General features: G+C 69.5%; 9 protein-coding genes. 4 read left to right on the forward strand and 5 right to left on the reverse strand.

From position 1 onward, the window contains the following. Together OG883_RS12845 and OG883_RS12850 are read left to right on the forward strand one after the other, a co-directional pair. The gene (locus OG883_RS12845; protein WP_266539312.1) at positions 1–1,344 is read left to right on the forward strand and encodes a M20/M25/M40 family metallo-hydrolase; all 1,344 of its coding nucleotides are present in this window, start codon (positions 1–3) and stop codon (positions 1,342–1,344) included. A gap of 34 nt (positions 1,345–1,378) precedes the next feature. Beyond that, a complete protein-coding gene (locus tag OG883_RS12850) occupies positions 1,379–2,989 on the forward strand; it encodes a condensation domain-containing protein (RefSeq protein WP_266539315.1) in 1,611 nt (536 codons plus the stop codon). Positions 2,990–3,021: 32 nt separating this feature from the next. Here OG883_RS12850 and OG883_RS12855 read toward each other — a convergent pair whose 3' ends face one another. Genes OG883_RS12855 through gntD form a run of 3 tightly spaced genes read right to left on the reverse strand, consistent with a single transcriptional unit; the run spans position 3,022 to position 5,844 of the window. Then, entirely contained in the window at positions 3,022–4,266 is a 1,245-nt protein-coding gene (locus tag OG883_RS12855; RefSeq protein WP_266539318.1) for an MFS transporter, read from the reverse strand. After that, positions 4,263–4,724, reverse strand: coding sequence for a VOC family protein (locus OG883_RS12860; RefSeq protein WP_266539321.1), 462 nt, complete (start codon positions 4,722–4,724; stop codon positions 4,263–4,265). The genes OG883_RS12855 and OG883_RS12860 overlap by 4 nt, the downstream gene beginning before the upstream one ends. Before the next feature lie 28 nt (positions 4,725–4,752). Continuing rightward, positions 4,753–5,844, reverse strand: a complete 1,092-nt coding sequence (gene gntD / locus OG883_RS12865; protein ID WP_266539324.1) for a guanitoxin biosynthesis L-enduracididine beta-hydroxylase GntD — start codon at positions 5,842–5,844, stop codon at positions 4,753–4,755. A 173-nt stretch (positions 5,845–6,017) separates the two neighbouring features. On the opposite strand from gntD, the gene OG883_RS12870 reads away from it, so the two are divergent. Continuing rightward, a complete protein-coding gene (locus OG883_RS12870; protein ID WP_266539327.1) occupies positions 6,018–7,577 on the forward strand; it encodes an amino acid adenylation domain-containing protein in 1,560 nt (519 codons plus the stop codon). Positions 7,578–7,583: 6 nt separating this feature from the next. Here the strand turns inward: OG883_RS12870 and OG883_RS12875 are convergent, their stop codons facing one another. Both OG883_RS12875 and OG883_RS12880 read right to left on the reverse strand, forming a co-directional pair. Beyond that, on the reverse strand, positions 7,584–8,315 hold the full coding sequence (locus OG883_RS12875; protein ID WP_266539330.1) for a sulfotransferase family protein: 732 nt from the start codon (positions 8,313–8,315) through the stop codon (positions 7,584–7,586). Between the two features lie 9 nt (positions 8,316–8,324). Next, the gene (locus tag OG883_RS12880) at positions 8,325–10,631 is read right to left on the reverse strand and encodes a M20/M25/M40 family metallo-hydrolase (RefSeq protein ID WP_266539333.1); all 2,307 of its coding nucleotides are present in this window, start codon (positions 10,629–10,631) and stop codon (positions 8,325–8,327) included. A 138-nt stretch (positions 10,632–10,769) separates the two neighbouring features. On the opposite strand from OG883_RS12880, the gene OG883_RS12885 reads away from it, so the two are divergent. Then, positions 10,770–17,999 carry a non-ribosomal peptide synthetase gene (locus OG883_RS12885; protein ID WP_266539336.1) on the forward strand — a complete coding sequence of 2,410 codons (7,230 nt, stop codon included), beginning with the start codon at positions 10,770–10,772 and terminating at the stop codon, positions 17,997–17,999. The last annotated feature ends 16 nt before the right edge of the window (positions 18,000–18,015 follow it).

The raw sequence follows: 18,015 nt of genomic DNA on the forward strand, positions 1-18,015 counted from the left end.
ATGAGTACCTCGTCCGCCGTCGATCCGGTCCCCCTGCTGCAGGATCTGATCCGGATCAACACCACCAACCCGCCCGGCAACGAGATCGCCTGTGCCCAGTATCTGGTCGAGCGGCTCGCCCACCGGGACGACCTGGACATCAAGATCGTGGGCCGGAGCCGGGACCGGGCCAACCTGATCGTCCGGTTCCCCGGCCGGGGCATCGCCCCGCCGCTGCTGCTGCACGGACACTCCGACGTGGTACCCGTCTCCGGCCAGGACTGGCAACACCCGCCCTTCGAGGCCACGTTGGTGGACGGAGAGGTATGGGGCCGCGGTTCGATCGACATGAAGGGCGGCCTGGCGATGATGCTGTCGTCGCTGGCACGCCTGCACCAAGCCGGAGAACGGCCGCCCGGTGATGTCGTGCTGGCCGTGGTCGCGGACGAGGAGCACGGCAGCCTGGCCGGCGCCCGTTGGCTGGTCAGGGAGCACCCGGAGCTGTTCGCCGGGATCCGCTGTGCGATCGGCGAGGAGGGCGGCGCCGGAATCGAGCTCGGCGGGCGGCGGTTCCACCCGATCGTCGTCGCGGAGAAGCGTGCCTGCTGGTTCCGGGCGACGCTGCGCGGCCCCGGCGGGCACGCCTCCAGACTCACACCGCCCGGTACGCCCATGGAACAGCTCGGCCGGCTGCTCACCGCGCTGACCGGGGTACGGCTGCCGAGGCACCAGGAGCCCGCCGCCTACCGCATGCTGACCGAGCTGGCCGGCGCCCTGCCGGAGCCGCTTTCCGCGGCGATGCGCGGGATCAGGGACGACAACGACGGCGACGCGCCACCGGCCGGTCTGCCGATGTCACAGGCACTGCAGATCGACTCGCTGCTGCGCAACACCGTGAACCCGACGATCGTGCGGACGAGCGACAAGATCAATGTGGTGCCGGCCGAAATCACCGTCGACCTGGACGGCCGGATTCTGCCGGGAGCCCACACCAGGGAGGAATTCCTCTCCGAACTGCGCGCGCTGACAGGCCCCGACCTGCCGCTGGATTTGCTGGTGGAAGGCCTCCAGGTCGTCCAGGACCGGATCGAGGAGCCCGAGTTCGGCGGGTTCTACGAGACGTTGGCGGACATCACCCGCAAGGCAGACCCGGACGCCGTCCCCCTGCCGATGATGTCGCCCGCATCCACCGACGCCGGATTCTTCGCCCAGCTGGGCATCCGCTGTTACGGCTGGCTGCCGATGAAGCTGCCGGCCGGCAGCGACCACCGCACACTGCTGCACTCCGCCAACGAGCGCATTCCGGTCGAGGCGCTGGAGTTCGGCACCGAGTGCCTGACGTCGCTGCTGCGCGACTACCGGTAGCCACCGGGCATTCATTCCCCATGCAGGAGCCATGATGACCGAAGATCTTTTCGTCCTGCCCGCTTCGTTCGGCCAGCAGCGACTGTGGCTGCTGGAACAGATCCAGCCGGACATGCCGCTGTACAACGAGGCGGTCGGCCTGCGCCTGCGCGGCAGGCTCGAACCGGCCGCGCTGGCCCAGGCGATGACCGAGGTGCTGAGCCGGCACGAGGTGCTGCGAACGGTACTCGAGCTGGACGGCGCGGAGGTCGTACAGGTGGTGCGGGCGCCGGAGCCGGTGGAACTTCCGGTCTCCGACCTCGGCAGCTACGACGAGGCCATCGCCGAAGCGCGCCGTCTCGCCCTGATCCCCTTCGATCTGGGGCGAGGACCACTGATCCGCTGCCGGCTGATGCGGGTCGCGCCCGAGGAGCACCTGTTCGCCATCGTGGTGCACCACGCGGTCGCCGACGGCTGGTCGCTGGGCGTCATGCTGCACGAGCTCACCACGCTCTACCCCGCGGCGACGCGAGGCGAATCGCTGAACCTGCTGCCCGAACTGCCGGTGCAGTACGCGGACTTCGCCGCCTGGCAGAAACAGCGGTGGGACGAGGGCGAACTGGCCGGACAGCTCGAGTACTGGCGCGGGCAACTGGAGGGAACCGTCCCGTTGAGGCTCCCGGTCGATCACGCGCCGACCGGCGCGATCGGCTACGACACGGTGCACGCGCCGCTGAAGCTGCCGGCCGCGATGATCCGGCAGCTGCGCGCGATCGCCTCGGACGGCGACGTCACTCCCTTCATGGTCGTACTCGCCGCGTACGCGGCGGTGCTCTCACGCTGGACCAGGCAGCAGGACGTGGTGGTGGGCCTGCCCTTCGCCGGCCGGTCACAGGCGGACCTGGAGCCGCTCGTCGGTTTCTTCGTCAACACGCTGCCCGTGCGGCTGGACCTCTCCGGAGATCCCGGGTTTCTCGACCTGCTCCGCCAGGTCCGGGAGCGGTGCCTGGGCGCCTATCAGCACGCCGAGGTCCCTTTCGAACTCCTGGTGAACACGCTGAAACCGGAACGGCGAGTGGGACAGACGCCCTTGGCGCAGACCATGCTGGCCGTCAACAACACCTGGTTGCCGGAGTCGGTCGAGGCCGCCGGGCTGACGATCGAACCGGTCCCGCTGCTCCAGGAACGCGCACACTTCGAGGTGACGGTCGACCTGGACGGATCGGACGACGCGCTGAGCGGGTCCGTGGTGCTGCAGTCGGATCTGTTCGGCCAGGAGACCGCGGACCTGCTGGCCAAGTCGATCGTCTCAGTGCTGCGGACCGCATCCGCGAACCCCGGCGCCCACGTGTCGACGCTGTCCTGCCCGCTGGCCGACCAGCGCTCGGCCGCGGAGATCACACAGGAGCCGGCGGTGACCGGCCCTGTGGACCGGGAACCGTCGGACGGCCTGCCGAGGACCTCGACGGAGGTGATGTTGAGCCGGTTGTGGGCCGACGTGCTCGAATTGGACACGGTCGGCGTCAACGACGAGTTCTACGCCGCCGGCGGGAACTCCCTGCGGGCGGTGCGGGTGGTCATGCGCGCCAGGGAGCTCGGCGTCGAGCTGCCGGTGGAGAAGGTGCTCGGGGAGCACACCATCCGGGAACTCGCGGCCACGGTCTGAAGGATCTCGCGGCGGCGGTCCGAGGCGGCGACTCAGAGCCGCCGCAGGTTCCAGATGGTCCGGTTGGCAACCGGGAGCACCGACGCCAGCAGCACGATCGGGGCCAGCCAGAGTGTGGTGCGTCCGCCGAGCGTGTCCACCATGACACCGGCGATCACGGCGCCGATGGGGATGGTCCCGAAGTTCATCAACCGGTAGGTGGCGTTCATCCTCGCGTGCAACTCGGGCGGTGTGACCTTCTGACGCACCGTCACAGCGATCACGCTGCCGGCGGCGGAGCCGCCGAAGCCGAAGAAGAAACCGATGGACGCCGACCAGAAGACGGCGGTGTCCGGACCGGTGATCGCGGGCAGCAGGAAATAGGCGTTGGTGGAGAAGAACAGGGCGACGAGCAGGGCGGGGCCGTATCCGATCCTGTTGAACAGCACGGGCACGCCGATCGCGCCGCAGATGGCGCCGACCCCGCCGATCACCGTCACCATGCCGAAGGCAAATGTGCCCATGTCGAGGTCACGGATGAAGTGCATCAGGAAGGCCACGTTGATCAACGACCCGCCGGCGTTGTAGATCGCGGCGTGCAGGGCGATGGCGCGCACCGGCGGGTTGCCGAACACCGATCTGAGTCCGTCGGCGAGCTCGCGGCGCAGATTCCGCTCGGCCGTCGGCGGCTCGGCCACCTTCTCCCGGTGGCGTACCCGCATCAGCGCCACCGCGGATATCAGATAGCTCAGGGAGTCCAGGAACAGCACGCTGGCCGCTCCGAAGAGACCCGCCAGCCAGCCTCCGGTGCCCGGCCCCATCGTCGCGCTGATCGCCTGGTCCGTGGTGAGCTTGCTGTTGGCCGACCCGAGCTGTTCGGGCGGGACGAGACGTGGCAGATACGACTTGGCCGCGATGTCGTACACGACGCTCAGGGATCCGACGAGTACGGCGACCAGATACACGTGGGCGAGCGACAGCCGGCCCAGCACCGCGCCCACCGGAACCGTGACCACCAGCGCGAAGCGGGCGAGGTCCGCGGCGATCATCACGGGGCGACGGTCCCGGCGTTCCTGCCATACCCCGACGAACAGCGGAAGAGCGAAGAACGGGAGGGTGTACAGCGCCTCCAGCAGCCCTATCTGGGTGCCGGAGGCGTGCAGGGTGCTCACCATCACCAGCGGAAGAGCGAAGAGGGTCATCTCGGACCCGAGCTGGGAGACGAGATCGCCGGTCCAGAACAGGCGGAAGTCCCGGTGCCGGAGGAGGCTGCCTTCTGCGGTCCCGGTCGACGTCATGGCCGCCCGGCTGACTCGGCTGACTCGGCTGCCTTCCTTTCGGCCTCCTTCTCCGCGTTGTACGCGCGTTCGGCCGCCGCGTGTTCCGCCGCGTTGCCCTCGACGCAGAACTCGTTCCCGGCCGGATCCGCCATCACCACCCAGCCCCTGCCGTTCGGCTTGCGCCGGTCGTCGACAATGGTCGCGCCGAGGGCCGACAGACGCTCGACCTCCAGGTCCCGCGGCTGCTCCGGTCCCAGGTCGAAGTGCACCCTGTTCTTGAGTGTCTTCTTCTCCGGCACGCGCACGAACAGCAGGGTCGGCCGGCCGTCGGGCACCGTCAGGCACACCTCGTCGTCACCCGGCCCGTCCTCCGGATCCACCGGATGGCCGAGTACCTCACTCCAGAACCCGGCCAGCTCGTAGGGCTCGTGCGGGTCCGCACAGTCGAGGGTGATGTGCCGGATGAGGGACCTCAAGCTGATCTCCAGGGTCGGGAGGCGGTGTTCAGATCAGGGCACGGCCGTGGCCGCCGAACCGGCGGCCCGCGGAACTCCGCAGATCCGCCGTCACGTTGATGCGGCGCAGCCAGCGGTCGGTGCCGTCGTAACGGGCCTGGAAGGGCCGCCGCCCGTGCACCGCCCGCTTGTTGTCTATGATCAACAGCTCCCCGCTGTCCAGCGCAACATCTTTCATCCGTGCCTCAAAAGCGCTGATGACGGCCTCAAGTGCCTGCTCTGCGGGGGCGTCGTCGAGTTCACGCTGCATGAACGCGGGGTCGATCCGTACGTACGGCGTGTCCGGATCACCGCTGAGGATCGAGATCCGCTCCGGCTCCTGGTTCATCCGCCGGATCCGCTGGAAGGCCGCCGCCTGACTGCTGTTCGCGTCGATGCCGGTGGTCTCGGAGTTGAACTGGGCGGTGTGCGACTCATCGGGCAGGATGACGAACCGCTCCTCGAAGAGGATCTTCCCGTGCTCGTCGTCGATCTCCAGACCCTCGACCGGCGCGAACATGGTCGGCACCGCATCCGGATTGCGCAGGCAGAGCAGCATGATCCAGTCGGCGCGGTTGGGATGGAACGCGTCCTCGTTGTGCCACTCCAGCAATGTGGTGGAACTGGAGCCCAGTTGCTCCTCCTCGTGTCCCGCGATGGGGAACACGTCGAGGACCAACTTGCCGCGCTGCTGGGAAAGGTAGGAGAAGGGGTCGCCGAGCAGCGAGCCGACCAGCAGCAGGATCGCGGTCGCCGTGGTCACCTCCGCGCCGTCGGGCTCCGCCGTGTAGTCACCCGGAGTCGTGCCGACGGCATCCTCGTCCACCGGCAGGCCGGACAGCACCAGACCGCCGTTGGGCCGGCCGGTCAACCGGAACTCGTTCAACACCACCCGCAGGCGCTCCGGCATCCGGTGCGCGTACAGGGAGATCTCGCCCAGCAGCCGCTCCAGCTCGTCCGGTTCCTCTGCGCCGAACTCCCTGACGAAGGTCTCGGCGAGCGCGCGCACCTCGGTGCGTTCGGACGGCGTGAGCCGCAGATAGGGAATGCCGTCATGCCAGCTCAGCGCGGCCTCGGAGTTCTGTGCCTGGGTCCCGCCCACGATTTCCTCCCTGGCCGCGGATCATGCTGTCTCTTGGGATAAAGCATCGGTACAGAGAATGTGCGATGCGGCGTGACGGACACAGTCAGGAGGAATCCCTACGGCTTGCGGACGTGCCGTCCTGACAGGATCGACCGTCCCAGCACCGCCGAGCGCACGGGGGAGACGAGAAGGTGGACGACGATATCCAGCGGGAATGGAACGACACCGCCGAGGACTATCCGGACATCGCCGGTCTGTGCGTGCACCAGTCCTTCGAGCGCTGGGTGGACGTCCGGCCGTCGATGGCGGCGGCCCGGTTCGAGGGCGAGGAGCTCAGCTATCTCGAGCTGAACCGGCGTGCCAACCAGCTGGCCCGCCACCTGCACCGGCTCGGCATCGGCCCGGAATCGGTGGTCGGGGTCCTGCTGGAGCGCGGCCTCGGCCTTCCGGTGGCTCTGCTGGGCATTCTCAAGTCGGGCGCGGCGTATCTGCCGCTGGACGTCCAGCACCCGGCGAGCCGGCTGGGATACCTGGTCGAGGACGCCGGCTGCGAGGTGGTGGTGACCACCGGCGCGCCGGCCGCAGGGCTGCCCGACGACATCCTGCCGGTCTGCCTGGACGACCCCGCGGTCTCGGCCGCGCTGGCCGGTCTGCCGGACGGCAATCCCGACTGTCCGGTGCACCCGGACAACCTGGCCTATCTGCTGTACACCTCCGGTTCCACCGGTCCGCCGAAGGGCACACTCATCCAGCACGGATCGGTGGTCAACATGGCGGAGTACTGCCGTCAGGCGTACCGCCTCGAACCGCCGGACCGGATCCTGCAGTTCGCGAACCCGAGCTTCGACGTGAGCGTCTTCGACTTCTTCGCCGCGTTGTGCAACGGGATCACCCTGGTCCAGGGGGCGAGGCTGACCCTGCTCGATCCTCGGGCGCTCACCGAGCTGATCCGTGCGGAACGGGTCACCGTGATGGACATCCCGCCCGCCGTGGCGCGACTGCTGGACCCGGCCGGGCTGCCGGACCTGCGCATGGCGAACATCGGCGGTGAGGCCCTGCCGGGCGAGCTGGCCGACCGCTTCCAGGCGCCGCATCGGCAGGTGCACAACACCTACGGGCCGACGGAGGTGACCGTCACCTCGACCGACTACCGGTGTCCGCCCGATCTGCACGACAGCAGACCACCGATCGGAAAGCCCATCGCCAACCTTCGGGCCTATGTGATGGACACGGAGGGCAACCCGGTACCCCTGGGTGAACCGGGGGAGCTGATGATGGGCGGGATCGGGGTCGGCCGGGGCTACCACAGACGCCCGGCACTGACCGCGGAGAAGTTCGTGCCGGACCCGTTCGGCCCGCCGGGCACCCGGCTGTACCGCACCGGTGATCTGGTCCGCCGGCGTCCGGACGGGAACCTGGAGTTCCTCGATCGCATCGACACCCAGCTGAAGGTGAACGGCCACCGGGTCGAGCCGGGAGAGGTCGAGGCCGCGTTGTGCGAGCATCCCGGCATCGGCGCCGCGCTGGTCGATCTGACCGGCGGAGGCGCCGATCGCACGCTGGTCGCCTTCCTGGTGCCGCCGGACGGTGCGACGGCACCGTCGATCGAGGAGGTCCGGGCGCATCTGCGCGGACAGCTGCCCTCGTACATGATCCCCGGCCGGGTCATTGTGCTGGACGCTCTGCCGCTGACCCCGAACGGCAAGGTCGATCGGGGTCAGCTGCGGAGCGTGGCGGCCGGCCGGAGCTGACCGGGGTCAGGCCACCACCAGACGCTCCTTGAACAGTGCCTGGTAGAACGGCTCGTGCCGGGCACTGAAGTCCGCCAGCATGGCGTTGTTCCGGACGGTGGCGGCGTACTCGGTGGACTTGGCGGTGAAGCCGGAGCTGTTGCTCACCTCGGTGTGCCAGCGGTCGGAGCGCTCCCACTCGGCGCGCTTGCCCGGCTGCCAGTTCAGCGCCTCCGGCCGCGAGGGCAGCCCCACCGCGGCGCAGTAGGCGGCCACGGTCTCCACCGGCCGCCGCACGAGATCCTCGGAGTCCAGGACCACCGGACGGTCGCCCTTGTCGCACGCCGCCCGGTAGAGCTCGTACATCTGCTCCAGGCCGATGTCCTTCGCGGTCATGTCCTGCTTGAGGGCGTAGTACGACGCCGCGATCTCGTCCGGATGCCGGATCAGAAAGGTGTGCCGGGCCTCGCGCAGAAAGCGCGCGTCCTCGAGCACCGAGGGGTAGCGGTAGTCGGTGGTGTCCTTGAAGAACACCCGCTGCCGCTCGGACAGCGTCCGCATCGCCTCGATCAGCTCCTGGTCGGAGCGCACGACCTTGTCGTCGACCGTGGTCTCACCGAAGTCGACGAGATTGCAGAAGGGCTCGTGCAGCGTGGCCAGGTCACCACGCTCCACCATCGACCGGAAGAAGGCGGTCGACCGGGCTCGGGGTGCACTCCACAGGGCGATCACACGAGGGATGTTCTGACCGTCGTTCATAGAGGTTCCTCACACGTTGATCGTTCGGATGCCGATGCCCTGGCCGAACCCGGAGGGCGTCCAGGCGATCGTGGCGGGGCGCGGCGACTTGAGGGCCGAGGCCGGTACTTCGGCCGCATAGGCCAGCAGCCGCAGCGGCACCGGCGAGTCGCCGCGCAGCCGCAGCACCACCTCGAAGCCGCCTGCGGGAGCGACGAGGTGACAACCCCATTTCCAGGGAGTCGACGTCTGCCTGTTGCGCCCGCCCGGCAGCCGCTTCCCGTCCACCGTGACGTCGACCAGTTGCGTCCTGCGGGCGTCCGCGTAGAACGACAGCGCGGTCGCCGTCGCGCGATCGGCGCTCAGCCGCAGCCGTACCTCGCGGATGTCGCCGGAGCGCCGCTGCTGAAGCACCTTCGCCTGCGGCACCGGTGTGGTGCCACCGGACGCGGGGCCCTTGCGGTAGCCCCCGGGCTGGATGAGCGCGGGAATCCGCTCTTCCACGGAGGTCTTCGGGCCCGGCGCGTGCTGCCTGACCCAGGGTTCACCGGAGTCGGCGTCGCTGTACCAGGAGTCGGCACCGGTGTCCGCGTCATGCACATAGAACAGACCGGCCTGGGCGGGGTGGTGAGCGTCGACGCCGTCCGCGGCGGCACCGACTCCGACCAGGGCGCCTCCCAGCAGCGCACCAGCGGCCAGGGCCACCGGCACCAGCCGCCGCCGGGGGAGCGGCAGCAGTCCGGGCAGCGCGGGCAGAAGCAGCAGCACGACGACCGCGAGAGCCGCGCCGGAGAACGCCAGCCCGAGAGTCGGGAACAGCACCGCGGTCAGCGGCAGGAGCAGCACGACGGACGGCACCGCGGCGGCGGATAGGGCCACCGGCTGCCAGGGCGACTCGTCCGCCAGCCGCAGGGCAACGGCGAGCCCCAGTACGCCGATCAGGGTGGGCCAGAGGAACAGGTAGGACGCACCCGGCAACAGGAAGGCGGTCAGCAGGGCAAGGCCGGCGAACCAGCACAGGACCCCGGCTCCGACGGTGAAGGCGTCGCGCCGGCGGCGCATCCACAGCAGCCAGAACAGACAGGCCACGGCGGTGAGCACGATCAGTCCGGTGATCGCCGGGCCCGGGCGGTACGGATCGCCGAACTGGAACGCGTCGTAGTGCGGCCGCAGCACTACGAGTACCTGCCAGCCGAGAAAGCCCAGCGCCACCGAACCGACCAGCGGAAGCGGAAGCGTCCCTGCGACCAGCGCGACGCCGCGTACCCGGACGGCGCCGCGCCTGCGGGCGAACCAGATCAGTACCGCCGCTGCGGCCGAGCCGAGGACGGCCAGTGCCGTACCGAGCCCTTGCGGATAGCTCACCAGCAAGCCGAACACCGTGAAGTAGGTGCTGTCGCCGGCCTCCGGCACGGAGAGGTCGCCGCCGCTCAGTTTCCTGGTCGCCGCCAGCACGGTGGAACCCATGTCCTGCAGCGTTTCCAGTCGCTGGTTGGCCAGATTGTCCAGCTCCATGTCGTAGCGGGCCGAGCCGGCGACCACCGCGAAGTTCATCCCGGTGAAGCCGGCCTTCTGGAAGACCGTGAAGTCGGTGTCGTTCGGCAGGAGCCGGTAGATCTCGTCGGAGGTGGACGTGGCGAAGGGAGTGCGGTCGGACAGCGACGACAGGAAGGCAGCGTTGCCCTCGCCTGTCTCGAACATCACCAGCCGTCCCTTGGTGCCCCTCGCCTCCAGATTGAGGATCACGGTGTTCTTCGGATCCCCGGCGAGGGCCGAGTCGGTGAAGCCCTTGGCGCCGAGTGACCCAGGTTCCTCGCCGTCGGTGATCAGCAGTTCCACGGTGTTGCGCGGGGCCGGACCCGACTTCAGCGCTCTTGCGACCTCCAGGACGGTGGCCACACCCATGCCGTCGTCGGTCGCGCCGGGCCCGGTGAAGACCGAGTCGTAGTGGGCGACGATCAGCACGCGCCCTGTGCCGCCCGTGCCCGGGACGGTCGCATGGACGTTGCTGACCCGCCCGGCCACCGAGGCGTGATCCGGATAACTGTCGGCCGCGGTCACCTGCTGGACCTTCGGTTGCAGGCCCAACGCGCGGAGCTGCTCGACCAGATACGCGCGGACCTCGGCGTTTGCGGCCGACCCCATCGGCCGCGGCCGGGTCGCGATCCGCTCAATGTGCGGACGGGCACGTTCCGCGGAGAATTCGCCGGCCGGCGCGTCGAGACCGGCCGGGTCAGGACTGCGCAACGGCAGCAGCGCCAGAGCCCCGAGGACAACGAGCCCCAGCATCAGCAACAAGGTGCCGAGCCTGGCGCGCGGCATGCGCTTGGTCAGCAAGGTCCCTCCCAGGTATTCCGTTCATCCTCCCCGCCGCGGAGGGTCGCGAGTCTGTCGGTCATTTGCCCGACTGCCGGGTACACGCGGGCCATCCGCACCCTGTGACAGCGGACTTTTTGCACGGCGGAGGGGAGCTGTATGCGCCAGGACCTTCGGCAGAGGCTTGCACGGCTGACCCCCGAGCAGCGGGAGCGATTGCTTCAGGACATGCGCACGGAGAGGGTGAAGCGCCGCGCCGAGGATGTGATCCGCCCGGTGGACCGGGACCGGCCGCTCCCGCTGTCGTTCGCCCAGGCGCGCATGTGGTTCCTCGACCAGCTCGCTCCCGGGCTGCCGCTCTACAACACGCCGCTCGCGATGAGGCTGCGCGGTCCGCTCGACCGCCGGGCTCTGATCGAGGCCCTGAACGCGGTGGCGGCCCGGCACGAGGTACTGCGCACGCGCTACGTGGGCACTGAGGACGGCCCACGTCAGGTGATCGACCCCGCCGGACCCGTGGCGCTGGAGACACTGGAACTCGGCGCCTGCGACGAAGCCGAACGCGGACCGCGGGCCCTGAAGGTGGCCGCCGCGGCAGGATCCCGGCCGTTCGACCTCGCCCGTGGCCCGCTGGTGCGGGGCACACTGGCCAGGTTCACCGACGACGATCACGTCTTTGTGCTCGCGATGCACCACATCGTGCTTGATTCGTGGTCGGTCCCGTTGCTGATGCGCGAGCTCTCGGAGTGCTACCTGGCCATCAAGGCCGGTTTCCGGCCGGCGCAGGACCCTCTGCCGGTGCAGTGTGCCGACTACGCGATCTGGCAGCGTGAACGGCTCTCCGGCGGTGGTGCGGACGCTGACCTCGACTACTGGCGGCACAGGCTCGCCGACCTGACCGTACTCGAGTTCCCCACCGACAGGCCGCGGCCGGTCGATCGCACCTGGCTCGGGGAGAACATCACCGCCGAGTACCCGGCCGAGCTGCAACGCGGTCTCACCGCGCTGGCCGATCGCGCCCAGGTCCGGCTGCTGCCGGTCATGGTGGCGGGCTTCTCCGCGTTGCTGTCCCGGTACACCAACCAGCACGACATCGCGCTCGGTTCGGTGTTCACGGGTCGCAGCCGGCCCGAGATCGAGCCGCTGATCGGCTACTTCGCCAACACCGTCGTCCTGCGCACCGACACCTCCGGCGATCCCAGCTTCCTCGCATTGCTCGCCAGGGCCGACGACGCGGTGCTCGGCGCCCATTCCCACCAGGACCTGCCCTTCGACCAGCTCGTCGAGAACCTCGGCATCGAGCGGGACCCGGCCCGCAATCCGCTCTTCCAGTTCGCGCTGTACCAGGCGGATGCGGACCGGAGCGGATCACGGCTGGGCGATGTGCGGGTCGACGAGCTGCCGGTCGATCTGGGCGCCTCCCGGTTCGACGTCGGCCTGGGGTTCTCGGAGCTGCCGGCCGGGGGCCTGCACCTGAACATGGAGTTCTCCAGCGAGCTCTTCGACCGCCCTCGGACGGCCCGCCTGCTCGACCACTACCGGCGGGTGCTGGCCTCCGCGGTCGCCCGGCCGGACTCCCCGCTCAGCGAACTCGAGGTGATGTCGCCCGCAGAGCGCGAGCAGGTCGTGGTGCGGTGGAACGACACCGGCCGCGACTGGTCGGTACGTACCGTCTGCGATGCCTTCCAGGCCACCGTGGCCACGGCGGGTGATGCACCCGCGCTCGGCTTCGGGGACCTCGAGCTGTCCTTCGCCGAGCTCAACGCCAGGGCGAACCGCCTTGCACACTTCTTGATCTCTCGTGGTGCCGGTCCTGAGCGCAGGGTGGCGCTCGCCATGGGACGCAACGACCACCTGGTGGTGAGCATCCTGGCGGTGCTCAAGTCCGGTGCCGCCTATATGCCGGTGGATCTGGAGTATCCGGCCGAGCGGATCGCGTTCATGCTGGCCGACACGGATCCGGTGCTCCTGGTCACCACGGCGGTCGACGAGTCGTACATCCCGGACGCAACCGCAACCGCAACCGCAACCGGAACCGGAACCGGAACCGGGATCGAGCGGATCGTGCTCGACTCCGAGGAGACGTCTCAGGCACTGCGGAACTGCCCGGCGACCGACCCCACCGACGCCGACCGGATCGCCGCCCTCGATCCGGCCCATCCCGCGTACGTCCTCTACACCTCCGGTTCCAGCGGGAAGCCGAAGGGCGTGATCGTCGAGCACCGCTGTCTGGTGAACCTGCTGGACAGCCAGCGGCGCCGTGTGTACGACCCGGCGACGGCAGCACTGGGCCGGCCGCTGCGCACCGCCCACGTGCTCGCGCTGTCCTTCGACGGATCGTGGGAAGGCATGCTCTGGATGCTGGCCGGGCACTCGTTGTACCTCGTGGACGACGAGACCAGGCGCGATCCCGCGGCCACCGCCCGGCTGATGATCGAACGACGGGTGGACGCCATGACGTCCACTCCGTCCTTCGCGGAACAGCTGATCGGCGGCGGGGTGCTCGACGACGAAGCGCACTGTCCTTCGGTGCTTTCGTTCGGCGGCGAGCAGATCAGCGAGTGGATGTGGCAGCGGCTGCGGACGACTCCGGGACTGCGGGCCTTCAATGTGTACGGTCCGACCGAGGCCACCGTGCTCGCCACGATCGCCGACTTCGCAGACTCCGGGCACCCGGTCATCGGCCGCCCGGTGGACAACGTACGGGCCTACGTCCTCGACTCGCGGCTGCGGCCGCTGCCCATCGGGGTCCCCGGCGAGCTGTTCCTGGCCGGTGCCGGGGTGGCGCGCGGCTATCTGAACCAGCCGGGCCTGACCGCCGACCGGTTCCTGCCGGATCCGGCAGGCGGGCCCGGAACGCGGATGTACCGCACCGGTGATCGCGCGCGGTGGAACGCGGAAGGGAACCTGGAGTTCCTGGGACGCAATGACGATCAGGTCAAGATCCGCGGCTTCCGGATCGAGCTCGGAGAGATCGAGACCGCCCTGGTCGCCCACGAGGGAGTTGCCCAGGCGACCGTGACGACTTTCGCCGCCGACGGCGCACAGGACGAGCGGCTGGTCGCCTATGTCGTCCCGCAGCCGGGCACCGTCCTGGAGCAGGCCGCTCTGCGCGCCCACATCGTGGAGACCCTGCCCGAGCACATGATGCCGGCCGCGATCATCGAGTTGCCGGCGCTGCCGCTGACGGTCAACGACAAGCTGGACCACAAGGCACTCCCGGCACCGGACTTCGCTCGTGCACCCGACTCCCGGCCTCCGCGGACCGAGCGGGAACGGATGCTCTGCGAGCTGTTCGCGGACCTCCTCGGCCTGCCCGAGGTCGGCATGGACGACAACTTCTTCCAGCTCGGCGGGCATTCGCTGCTGGCCACCCGGCTGATCAGCAAGGTCCGGTCCGTGTTCGGCGTGGAGCTGCCGGTGCGCAGCCTGTTCGAGGCGCCGACGGCGGCCGGCCTGCTCGGACGGGTCGACGCCGCGCGCGGTGCCAGGGAGCCCGTACGGCCGATGCCGCGCCCGGACCGGATCCCGCTGTCGTACGGGCAGCGCCGGCTCTGGGTGCTCAACCAGCTCGACACCGCCGGCGCGGCCTACAACATGCCGATGGCGCTGCGGCTCTCGGGAGCACTGGACCGCCCCGCCCTGCAAGCGGCGCTGGCGGATGTGGTGGCCAGGCACGAGGTGCTTCGCACCGTTCTGCCCGAAATCGATGGCGAGCCGTACCAGCGGATCGTGGACATGCCGGCCGCAGAGCCGGTCATCCCGACGCGGACGGCCCGGGCCACCGAGCTTCCCGAGCTGATCAGCGACGCGGCCGGACAAGGGTTCGACCTGACGGTGGACCTGCCGCTGCGGCCGCACCTGTACCAACTCGGGCCCGACGAGCACGTGCTGGTCCTGGTGATCCATCACATCGCCGGCGACGCCTGGTCGGCCGTCCCGCTGGCACGGGATCTCTCCCTCGCCTATGTGGCGCGCACCGGCGGCACGGCCCCGGACTGGACGCCGTTGCCGGTGCAGTACGCGGACTACGCGTTGTGGCAGCGTGAACTCATCGGTGCGGAAGCCGATCCGGACAGCGTGGCAGCACAGCAGCTGGCCTACTGGTCGCGGACGCTCGCGGGCCTGCCCGAGGAGCTCACGCTTCCGACCGACCGGCCACGGCCGGTCGCGACCGGCTACCAGGGAGAGCTGGTCGACCTGAACATCGACGGGGAGCTGCACGCCAGACTCCTCGATGTGGCCCGCTCCCACGACGTGACCCTCTTCATGGTGTTGCAGGCCGCGCTGGCGGGATTGCTGACCCGGCTCGGCGCGGGTGACGACATCCCCATCGGCACGCCCGTCGCGGGACGGACCGACGAGACCCTCGACGACCTGATCGGTTTCTTCCTCAACACGCTGGTACTGCGGACCGACACGTCCAACGACCCGACGTTCAGCGATCTGCTGGCACGCGTGCGGGAGACGGATCTCACGGCGTACGCACATCAGGATGTGCCCTTCGAACAGCTCGTGGACAGGCTCAAGCCGGCGCGGTCGCTGGCGCGTCACCCGCTGTTCCAGGTGAGTCTGATGCTGCACAACAACGAGGAGGCACGGTTCGAGCTTCCCGGGCTGAGGATCGGCCTCGAACCGGTCGGCACGCGCACCACCAAGTTCGACCTGACGCTCTCGGTGTCCGAGAGCCGGGACACGGCGGGTGCGCCTTCCGGGATCAGCGGCGTCCTGGACTTCGCGACCGATCTGTTCGACCGGGTGACAGTCGAGGCGATGGCGGGGTGGCTCGTCGGGTTCCTGGACGCGGTCGCCGCCGACCCCGGTCTGCGGATCGGAGCCGTCGATCTGCTCGATGCCGAAGAACGCCGTACGCAGTTGGTTCGCTGGAACGACACCGAGGCCGAGGTGCCGCAGAACCGGTGGCTGACCGACCTGTTCGAGGAGCAGGCCGCGCGGACCCCGGACGCAACAGCGGTGCGCTCCGGCGACACCGCTCTCACCTACCGTGAGCTGAACACGAGGGCCAACCGGCTGGCACGCCGGCTGCTGCCGGCCGGCGTCGGCGCGGAACCGATGATCGCTCTGCTTCTTCCGCGTGGCGTCGACCTGTTGGCCGGTCTTCTGGCGGTGCTGAAGTCGGGAGCCGCCTACATTCCGCTCGACGCCGGGTACCCCGCGGACCGCATCGACCACATGCTGACCGATGCGGCCCCGGCGCTTGTCCTGACCACGACCGAGTACGCGGGCCTCCTGCCGCGGGACGTTCCCGCGCTCTGCCTCGACGCGGCCGACGACATCCACCGGCTGCCGGGGGAGAACCTGACCGACCAGGAACTTCCGGGCGGCCGGAATCCGGAGCATGCCGCGTACGTCATCTACACGTCAGGTTCCACGGGCCGGCCCAAGGGCGTCGTGATCTCCCACGGCGCGCTGCTGAACCTGCTGCTCGCCATGCGGGACACGACCCGGATCGGATGCGAGGACGTCCTGGTGGCGGTGACGACCATCGCGTTCGACATCGCGACCGTGGAGATGTACCTGCCGCTGCTCGTCGGCGGAAGCATCGTCATCGCCGACCATGACGTCGTGCGGGATCCGGTGGAGCTGCCGAAGCTCCTCGCGGACAGTGGCGCCACGATCATGCAGGCCACCCCTTCGCTCTACCAGGCCATGGTGACGGCGGACCCCGGCGCGTTCCGGGGCATGTCGTTGCTGGTCGGCGGGGAGGCGCTGCCGGCAGATCTCGCCGGCCGTCTCACGGCTGTGGCCGAGCGGGTCGTCAACTGCTACGGCCCGACCGAGACGACCGTCTGGTCGTCACTCAAGACGCTCACCGGCACTGCGGGGACGCCGTCGATCGGCACTCCGGTCTCCAACACCCGGATGTACGTCCTCGACGACGCTCTGCGTCCGGTGCCCGTCGGTGTCCCCGGCAGGCTCTACATTGCGGGTGACGGCGTGGCCCGCGGATATCTCCACCAGCCCGCCCTGACCGCGGAGCGGTTCGTCGTGAACCCGTTCGGGCCCGCCGGTTCCCGGATGTACGACACGGGCGACCAGGCCAGGTGGACCAGGGACGGTGAGCTCCACTTCCTCGGCCGGGCCGACCACCAGGTGAAACTCCGCGGCTTCCGGATCGAACCGGGCGAGATCCAGGCGGTTCTGAGCCGGCACGCGAGCGTCGCCGAGGCCGTGGTGATCCTCCGCGAGGACCGGCCGGGGGTCGAACACCTGGTGGGATACGTCGTCGCGGCTCCCGATGCCGAGGTCGACCTGGACCGGCTGCGTGCTCATGCGCACCTGGCGTTGCCGGACTACATGGTTCCCGCCGCGCTGGTCGTCCTGCCGGAGCTGCCGCTCACTCCCAATCGCAAGCTCGACCGCAAGGCGTTGCCCGCGCCGGAGTTCACCTCGGGCGGCCGTCAGCCGCGAACCATCGCGGAGCGTGCCCTGTGCGCGTTGTTCGCGGAGGTCCTGGGTGTCGCCGAGGTCGGTATCGACGACGACTTCTTCGCACTCGGCGGGCATTCGCTGCTGGCGGCACGGCTCGCCGGCCGGGCGCGCCGGGAGCTGGGCGTGGAGGTCACGATTCGTGCCCTGTTCGAGGCGCCGACGGTCGCCGGGCTGTCGGATCGATCGCGCGGCGGCGACCGGGCCGGCGAATTCCCCGTCCTGCTGCGGCTCCGGGCAGGCGGCTCCGACGCACCGCTCTTCTGCGTACACCCGGCGGCGGGCATCAGCTGGGGCTACGTCGGGCTGCTGCGTCACCTGGATCCGGACCGGGCCGTCTACGGGCTCCAGTCCAGAGGACTCACCGAGCACGGCTGGAAGCCGGCGAGCACGGCGGACATGGCATCCCAGTACATCGAAGAGATCCGCAAGGTGCAGCCCGAAGGCCCGTACCACCTGCTGGGGTGGTCGTTCGGCGGTCTCGTCGCGCACGACATCGCGGTCCGGCTCCAGGAGGACGGTCAGCAGGTCGCCTCCCTCACGATGCTGGACAGCTATCCCTTCATCGACGATGCCGGACCGGTGCAGTACGACGATCCGGAACTCCTGGCGGCCGTGGCCGGCTCGCTCGGATACGAGTCGGCCGCCGAGGGGCTGCTGGCCGACTTCGGGGACGACGGCGTTCAGGCACTGGCCAAGGTCTTCGCCGACAACGTGAACCTGCAACGGCACTTCGCACCCCGGGTGTTCGACGGTGACGTGCTGTTCTTCGCCGCCACGGAGGAACGCCCCCCGGGGTCGCCCGAGGCCGCGGCATGGCAGCCGTTCGTGACCGGACGCATCGAGATTCACCCGATCGCCGAGGCCCACGGGGCGCTGACCCGGCCGATCCCGATGGCGGAGATCGGACCGGTGCTCTCCGTCCGGCTGAAGCCATGACGATCAAGTTCTTCAC

It is taken from the genome of Streptomyces sp. NBC_01142 (assembly GCF_026341125.1).
In the GTDB taxonomy this organism is placed as follows: domain Bacteria; phylum Actinomycetota; class Actinomycetes; order Streptomycetales; family Streptomycetaceae; genus Streptomyces.

What these genes read in the sequence shown, in the direction of transcription:
- OG883_RS12845 (WP_266539312.1), top strand. Translation starts at nt 1, where the DNA reads ATGAGTACCTCGTCCGCCGTCGATCCGGTCCCCCTGCTGCAGGATCTG.
- OG883_RS12850 (WP_266539315.1), top strand. Translation starts at nt 1,379, where the DNA reads ATGACCGAAGATCTTTTCGTCCTGCCCGCTTCGTTCGGCCAGCAGCGA.
- OG883_RS12855 (WP_266539318.1), bottom strand. Translation starts at nt 4,266, where the DNA reads ATGACGTCGACCGGGACCGCAGAAGGCAGCCTCCTCCGGCACCGGGAC.
- OG883_RS12875 (WP_266539330.1), bottom strand. Translation starts at nt 8,315, where the DNA reads ATGAACGACGGTCAGAACATCCCTCGTGTGATCGCCCTGTGGAGTGCA.
- OG883_RS12885 (WP_266539336.1), top strand. Translation starts at nt 10,770, where the DNA reads ATGCGCCAGGACCTTCGGCAGAGGCTTGCACGGCTGACCCCCGAGCAG.